The organism is Hyphomicrobiales bacterium (genome assembly GCA_039989895.1).
Classification (GTDB): domain Bacteria; phylum Pseudomonadota; class Alphaproteobacteria; order Rhizobiales; family JACESI01; genus JACESI01.
Window position 1 is genome coordinate 305,924 of record JBDXGY010000004.1, and the last position, 8,164, is coordinate 314,087.

At 43.5% G+C, this 8,164-nt stretch carries 4 protein-coding genes and 1 tRNA gene; 2 read left to right on the forward strand and 3 right to left on the reverse strand.

What is annotated here, in order from left to right:
- Positions 1 to 259: 259 nt before the first annotated feature.
- Positions 260 to 336, forward strand: a tRNA-Arg gene (locus ABJ081_04790).
- Between the two features lie 202 nt (positions 337 to 538).
- Here the strand turns inward: ABJ081_04790 and ABJ081_04795 are convergent.
- Together ABJ081_04795 and ABJ081_04800 are read right to left on the reverse strand one after the other, a co-directional pair.
- Positions 539 to 4,105, reverse strand: coding sequence for an SIR2 family protein (locus ABJ081_04795; GenBank protein MEP6355979.1), 3,567 nt, complete (start codon positions 4,103 to 4,105; stop codon positions 539 to 541).
- Between the two features lie 360 nt (positions 4,106 to 4,465).
- Entirely contained in the window at positions 4,466 to 5,581 is a 1,116-nt protein-coding gene (locus tag ABJ081_04800) for a hypothetical protein (GenBank protein MEP6355980.1), read from the reverse strand.
- Positions 5,582 to 5,657: 76 nt separating this feature from the next.
- Here ABJ081_04800 and ABJ081_04805 point away from each other — a divergent pair.
- A protein-coding gene (locus ABJ081_04805) for an IS3 family transposase (protein ID MEP6355981.1) occupies positions 5,658 to 7,009 on the forward strand; the annotation gives its coding sequence in 2 pieces (ribosomal slippage) (positions 5,658 to 5,994 and positions 5,994 to 7,009; 1,353 coding nt in all).
- 109 nt (positions 7,010 to 7,118) lie between these two features.
- Here the strand turns inward: ABJ081_04805 and ABJ081_04810 are convergent.
- Entirely contained in the window at positions 7,119 to 8,006 is an 888-nt protein-coding gene (locus ABJ081_04810) for a hypothetical protein (protein ID MEP6355982.1), read from the reverse strand.
- Positions 8,007 to 8,164 lie beyond the last annotated feature (158 nt).

Sequence of the window (8,164 nt, forward strand, 5' to 3'; positions counted from 1 at the left end):
TATGCAAATGAGCAATTTCGCGCCACAGGAGAAATTATTTATGACTATTATTTAGGCTGACAAAATTAAATTGCCTAATTTTTAATCATTTAATGATTGCGGTAGCCAATTATTCATTCAACGATGGAATATAGGGCACGAATAAAGACAAATGGTGTCACTTAATACCGTGCATTCAAAATGTTTGGTTCAAAGTCAATTTCTTCAATTGCCCCACCCCTTACGTTCCTGTAAAAGACCCAAGCTAATCAGCAAATCGGCACCCGTAGCTCAGCTGGATAGAGCGCTGCCCTCCGAAGGCAGAGGCCACAGGTTCGAATCCTGTCGGGTGCACCAATTGTTTCAATGAGTTAGATAAAATTTATTGCTTTGAAAAAAGTTCTAGCAATCAAATAGCAATCAATCTTTGCGTTAAATTTTTTCGAAGTTGCTATGAGTTTTCTAAATTGTCTTAAAAACGAAGGGGGGGGGGAAGCGGACGTTTGCTGCAGTTGCGAGACAAACACCCGCCGAATGGAAAGTGTTCGTTCGCGGAAGATCAGGCCAAGTAGCGCCTTCCATGGCGCTGGCCAACATGCTCTAAAACCTCTCTTAGGTTGCATTGGAAAAGATCTTCGACATCTGTCAGCAAAGGCAAAAGACGCTCCTGTACAAAATCTTCGTCGGCGACTTCAGCTATTAGAAACCCTTTGCACCCATGCGGATTTGGCTCCCTCATTTCAGAAAGTAAATAGGATAACGCGCTTTCCGGCATATCTGACAATGTCACATTCTCACAAAAAGGAAGTATCTTCTTTGAAACTGTTGTTCGGTGCTTTGAGCCGTCATCGGCGAGAATAGCGATCAAACGATGCGTTGTTTTCAGATCGCCGTGGCAACCTATGAACGACGCAAGCTGATCACAGAACCAATCAAAACCGTTGTCGATTGAAGGTTTTTCCGATTCTACATAATCCAGAAGTTCCAAAATGTCGCCAAAATCCACATCCCCAAGGTTCGCAAATTCAGTAGGTATGCCTTTTGGCAAAACAGCTTCAATTAAACGCCTATTTTTTGACCGTAGAACTTTGAGAAGTAGGTCTTTGTGGCCGTCCCAGTCCAACTCGACACCCTCCAAGGAAGGCAACTCATCCCCAAGAGAAATAGTTCCATCCAACGCATTCTCGATGACATCAAACACTGCGTCAGTTCTGTCAGGGCATGAACAATACATGAATAGTGCAGCCTTTAAACCCGCATAATCTTTAGCTTTTTCTTCAACTAAATGGGAGCAAGTCCCTGAATGGCGACAAATATCTACGAGAGCTAAAAGAGCGAAACCGTCTCCGTCACTTATCGATTGGATAATGCAATCGAGCTCTTTCCCTTTGATGCCGTCTAGAGAGAGGCTGTTTCCTCGCCAAAGAATAAAATGAATAGCTACACAAGCGTCATGGGTCTCTATTGGAAGTAAACGAAAGTAGATGTCTAGCCATGCTTGTGTTTTTTTCTCATAGCCAATGTCGCACAGAATACCCGCCGCCAAAGATGAAACAGTCCCTTTTTTGAGAGAAGGAGCCAGACAATCCAGAACGTCCTTTTCAGGTAATTCGGAAAGTGCATAAGCGATCGAAGTAGTCGTGGCCTCAACGTCGTTCGTCTGGTTTGAGTTCTCAGCCACCCAATTTGCAATAACTACAAGATCATCGTTAGTGACTAGTTTAGAAAGCGCTTTGCCCACGCCGTTTGCCAAGAAATTATAGTCTCTCTCGCCTTCCAGAAGTAGTTCCAGAAGCATTGGTTTTTCATCGGAACCCCGTATCATCGCTAATCTCAGGGCAGCGGAACCGCCAAGCGAACCACGTTTTTCCACAAATTGTCTAAGTACGGGAATGTGATGAGAGTTCAACGGCAGATCGGTCTCAATGGCCCATCCAAGTTCTAGGTCTTCGGAAGAGCCCGCATCATGGCTTTCAATGCATTTCTCCAAAACGGAGAGAATTACCTGATCGCGATTTTCTTCCAAGTACTTACAAGAAGACAACGCAAGTCTTTGATCTAAATTGAGAATTTCATCTAATAACTGATCAGATTTCTCTTCTGGAAGCAGAGCCGTAATCTGCATAAGGGCCTGATCCCATCTACGGAAACGTAAAACTTCCTTAAGAACTGATGGATCCTGTTCATACACAGATGCTAAATGAGAAGCAGCCAAAAATTCAGTGACCGATTGGTGAAAAAACGCCAATCTTCTTTTTGGCAATGGTTGAAGCACTTCCTGAGAAATAAGCCAGTTGATAATCTCTTCTGCCGCTGATGCGTCGCTCTCGGACCCTTCAAGTTCGCCTAAAGTTATTGCTTCAAGACTTGTGAAGTTAAAGTACTCGGTACCCGCATTCATCGTGTCAAAGGCTATGCGCTCCAATATTGTAGTCAAATCAAGGGAATTTTGAAATCTTTCCCTGAACCGCTCGCTCAATCCTTCGAACATTCGAACAAAAACGGATCTTGGATTTGCTGAACTGCCAACATCTATTTTATTGTCCTGTAGCAGGCGATAGAAGAAGGGCCTACTTATTAGATCAACCATTTCCCGTCGAAAATCTCCATCAAGAAGAAACCCTTTATCTAACAGGGCCTTTTCTGCAAGTTTTCCATCAATACTCGACAACGTGTAAACTTCAAAATCATGCTCAGGTATGCCGTACGATGTCCTAGATGCAAAAACCAAAGATGCGTTTTCTACCCGTTTTATGAATTTTCCCAAGTCATCTTCATATTTTGCATCCGTCCAATATTTCTTGGGCATCTCGTTAAAGGAATCGACAAATATCTTCACCTTGAAGTGACTTATGAGTTGTTCCAGTGAAATTCCAACTGGAAGAGTATTATCCGCAAGGCTCCATAGGTCGCCATCGTACTGTTTCATGTCCACTACAACCGGGATGGCAACCTCTTTGATGTCGGCTTCTGCTCCCATGCTGGCTTCTTGAAGTTGTTTTGACAGCTCTGCAGCGGCGAAATTGAGCGAGTGGGTCTTACCCGCCCCAGGTAGGCCAACAAGCAGCGTTCTCTGCGGTCCATAAACCAGCAACTCATCAACATTTCGGAAGCTATTTCTCCAATATTTTCGGGAAAATTTCCGCTCCTGCTTAGACTGTTTCTCCACACCAATTGGAATTTTGTCGTTGGAACTCTTAACACGGGCAAGACGAGAAGCGTGCCTCAAAAGCGCCAACTCGAATTCCGCGTTTTCGGCTTCCTGCTCTTCCTCAATTACTTTTTTAACGGGTTGTTCTTTCAGTTGATCTAGGGCGACTAAGAGACCTTCATGTGAGACCTTGCCCTGATCATCGGTTGTTGTTTTATAATTGAGAATGTGGATCCCGTAAGAGCGTCTCCAATAGTTGATTTCTTCTTCAGTCATGTTTGGCAGTATGGCGTAATGATCTCGGACGGCGCCCTCATAAGTGTTCGCCAGCAAATCCCTCAAATAAATAAAATCCGGGTCCCTCAATCCAAAGCCGACGTAAAGAACTGGTCGGCTAATCATCAAAGTCTTCAGGGTTTCCAGCGCTCGGTTCCATTCTCCCTGGGGCAATAGTTTGCGGTACTGTTCGCGGGTCAGGACGATGCTTTGTGCATCAGATGCATCACCATGAGGCTTGAAAACAAATCCCGATTTCTTAGATTGGGCCAACGTCGCCATTTCGGTGAGATGTCGATTAGTAACTGGTGGTGGGAAAAAAGTACTTTGCTTAAAAGTGCGCAAGGCTTCTTCTAGAAGGTTGTCATAGTTCGTCGTCACAAAGCTTGTCGGTCCCAGTTCTACAATCTTTCGGTGGATATCATCGGGTTTGGCCGTACCGTAGCGGCAAGACTGGCGAATAAATTCGCCTATTTGCTGTTGGGTTAGTTGATCAAATCCGTAGCTTGCGGCTTGCAGTAACTCGCCATTTTTATGCTCATCGCGAACCAAGTCCGCACTTTTCCCAGCGGCTTCGAGGAAATCAATCAACTCTGCGATCATCCCTTCCCAAGAAGGAAGGCCTGACCAACGGGAAACTCCTGAACCAACAAAAATAACCGTCTCTGGCTCATTGAGATGCTTAACTAAATTTAGCATTTTTTCCTTCGACTTTTGATGCAGCTCTTGGGTAAAGATATCAGAAGTTCAAGCCGATTGCAGCTTAATTACTGCAATAAATATCAAGCTCTCCGGTGCAATGTTGTTCGCCAGACGCTATGCTCAATATGCGTCGGCGAAGGCATATAACCCAGCCAAAAGAACGGTGAGGAGTTTTTATAGTCTTTTTAATTCGCTGCGCGTACTATGAACGTCCAAAATGCAGGCTGCTAATGCAGCATCGGGGTAGCTTGATCGATGTCCGATAAGGGCCGTTCGGTTTGAAAGATGCCGCCAAGAGACTTCACTTTAGTCGAAATACAACTTATAATTAATACTAGCAATTCTACATTGCACCAGTTATTGAAACCGACCATTCGTTACCTTTATCTGCCAGGTCCCATTCCCTTCGTTCATCGTTGCACAAAGTATTTTATCACCATCAGTGCGTACATTGACCAGTCCATAGACCTGACCTGCAACAACATATGTGTATCCCATCGAACGTGATTTCTTTTCAGGTCTAAGTGCGCCAGGTTTTTGTTCTTTGTAATACACTCGTGACGCTGTCAGATTGTCACCTGTCAAATTGCGCTTCCCTCCACCATCTTTGGGAACAGTAAGTTTATCAGGATCGCCCAAGCTTACGCTTCGAGCTAGTTCTGTCGAATACACCAATGGTGTCAGTATTTTATCATCTTTAATTGTAAGATAACCAGTAATTCCACTGGCACCGACAATAGATGGTCGTGGATGATCGTGTCCCTCTGCATCACCAGATGAAATCACTGTAACTGCTGGCTTAATGGTAGCAAGGAATTCATACGAAACATCATCACTTCCATGGTGGCAGGCTTTAGCAATATCTGCATGGAATGCTTTTTCGTTTCCACTATATGCGTCCAACAATGCATGCTGACTTCGTTGATTCAAATCACCGGTCAGCAGCACGCGAACCCCATGGTAATCAACACGAAGAAGAACACTGTGTCCATTAGTACTCTGACCAGTTTTTGATGCATGATACCTTACTAACCCTGGGCCGTCTGACGTATTTTTTTCCACAGGCCCAAGCACATTAAAAGTTAGCCCGTTTGCATTCAGATCATTCAGGTTGCCTTCGGAATGACTAAGCCTTTGGAATGGGGTGTTTCCACCAGATTTAGTTTTGGTCTTTGTAACTTTATTGATGAAACGTGCCCACATTCCCTGCAATTGTGGATTGGAACTTGGCTTCAATTGGCTGACAGCTTTGTTTCTAGAAGTGAGAAGGTCAGTATAATAGCGTTTTGAACCAGACTTCGTAGTTGAGCCCAAGAATCTGTTTTGAGTGGGAGTCCGCCACCACGACAACCCGGCATGATAGAATTTTTCAACCCTTACTTCTGAACAATCAAGTTCTTCATCTTGAGAAGAATCCAGCAAATCAGCGAGGCCGCCGTAATGATCTTCATCATTGTGCGAACTGTAAGTCATCAACGCCTAATGGACAGATTGTGCTAGTTGCCTAAGGGAGTGCTTTTGGCTCATCATAGCTATCAAGGAGCTAATGATGAGACGAAAGAACGAACGATTTACAGACGATGCAGATCGAGTTGTAAAAGATATAAAACGCCAGACACGAAGACGCTTTTCCTCCGAGGATAAAATACGCATTGTGCTTGCTGGTCTTCGTGGCGATGACAGCATAGCTGAGTTGTGCCGCCAAGAAGGTATTGCACAAAGCCAATATTACTCATGGTCCAAAGAGTTCATGGAAGCCGGGAAGAAACGCCTTGCTGGTGACACCATGCGCGAAGCTAATACTGATGAAGTTAAAGGACTTCGCCGTGAATCTCGTGACCTCAAGGAAGTTGTTGCTGAGCAGGCATTAGAATTACGTCTTCTCAAAAAAAGCATGTTCATGGATGGGGGAGACGACGAATGAGATACCCTGCAACTGAGAAGCTTGAGATTATTAGATTGGTTGAACAATCACATCTTCCTGCAAAACAAACGTTAGATCGATTAGGTATTCCTCGTTCAACGTTTTACTTGTGGTACGACAAGTATCAATCTGGTGGTGTTGATGCACTTGAAGACAAGGCTCCTATGCATACGCGAGTTTGGAACCGTATTCCTGATAATATGAGAGAACTGATCATTGATCTTGCACTAGAGCAACCTGAATTATCGCCACGAGAACTTGCTGTACGTTTTACAGACATACAGCAATACTTTGTGTCAGAAGCCAGTGTGTACAGGCTTCTCAAAGCCCATGACCTCATTACCAGTCCAGCGTTTGTTGTTATCAAGGCTGCAAATGAGTTCAAGGATAAAACCACGGCACCAAACGAGATGTGGCAAACAGACTTCACCTATTTAAAGATCATTGGTTGGGGCTGGTTCTACCTATCGACAATCCTCGATGACTATAGTCGCTATGTGATTGCATGGAAGCTCTGCACAACGATGAAGGCCAGTGATGTCACTGATACGTTGGAACTGGCTTTGACTGCTTCAGGTTGTGATCAAGTTAATGTTCAACATCGACCACGATTACTGTCTGACAATGGCGCCTCATACATTGCAAGTGAATTAGCAGAATGGCTAGATGACAAGGGTATGGATCATGTTCGTGGCGCTCCATATCACCCGCAAACGCAAGGTAAAATCGAACGGTGGCATCAAACCCTCAAGAATCGCATTCTGTTGGAGAACTACTTCCTTCCAAGCGATCTCAAAGAACAGATTGGAAAGTTCATCGATCATTACAATAACCATCGATACCACGAGAGCCTTCAGAACCTCACACCCGCTGATGTGTACTTTGGACGTGGGCAGACAATTTTAATGGAAAGAGAAAGGATTAAACAAAACACAATCAATCAACGGCGCTTGCAATACCGCAACCATGCCGCTTAATATAAACAGAAAGATGAGCTGAAACTCTCACTTAAGTTAAGCAATCATCTGTCCATAAATGTCTGATGACGGACACCCTTGGGTTCAACTTTTTCTCCAAAATTTCCCCTCAGTTTTGTCTCAACAGCTCCCAAACAAGTTCTTTTTGAGAATTCAAATTCTTAGCAAGCATGGAATATCCAGATAATTCCCCTTTATCATGCGAACAGACATGAAGCTCATCGCTTAATGACAGAGCAACCAGATCAACCAGAGCATCCAGATTTGTTTGATAACGGTCTAAATTCTTATTGCTATGCAATGGCTTTCCATCAGTATCAGGAATAGTGGAAGTAATCATAATACGACTGTCTACAAAATATTTTCTCGCATAATCAATACAAGCATGATCATCAGAACAAATGAGCAGATTTTTACCCTTTACTTTAGGGGCAATGTCTTCAAAAAATGGCACATAATCCGTTTGGTAGTCAGTGTTTCTGATATGGACAGCTGAGTAGGATTTTTCAATCTTACTGAGACGATTGATAATTTCATCAGATACCCTTTTTGTGAACTTAAGCCGCTCTAAACATTGAATAGATTTATCACCACCACCAGCCATATGATGGATCAAAATTTTCTTTTCATGCGGCACTTCCATGTTGAAGGTTTCTCTTTTGCTTAAGTAATTACTATCAAGAGAACGCTGGTCAGGACTAAGGGTGATAGAACGAACTGTGCTACATAGCTTCGCCCAAAGATCAATATAATATTTCTTGCTCATTCTCCTTGACGATAAGAACAATATGATTTTTTTTAACCATTCAGGCCCTGCATATATTATCTCATTATCGCGCGGCTCAAAATAATTAAAAAAATCATCAAGCAAGCCAGAAGCAGAAGAATCAAGAATAAGCTTTCGATTGTAATCAATACAATAGCGCCAACAGCGTTCTATCTGACATAAAGTGTCATTTAAGCCACCCCGTGGTCGACACAGCACAATCTTCGACAAACGTCTCTCTCCTGCTTCAAAAAATTAGACAAATCAGGTAACATCAGCACGCAATAAACGCTAGACATACTACCAAGCATTTCCAGCAGTCATTCTCCGATTAGTTGCCCAATTCTCAATTCATTAAATACCCAAACCACACGCACTTAGATTGTGAA

Coding starts and splice junctions, on each gene's coding strand:
- ABJ081_04795 (MEP6355979.1), bottom strand. CDS start 4,105: ATGCTAAATTTAGTTAAGCATCTCAATGAGCCAGAGACGGTTATTTTT.
- ABJ081_04800 (MEP6355980.1), bottom strand. CDS start 5,581: ATGACTTACAGTTCGCACAATGATGAAGATCATTACGGCGGCCTCGCT.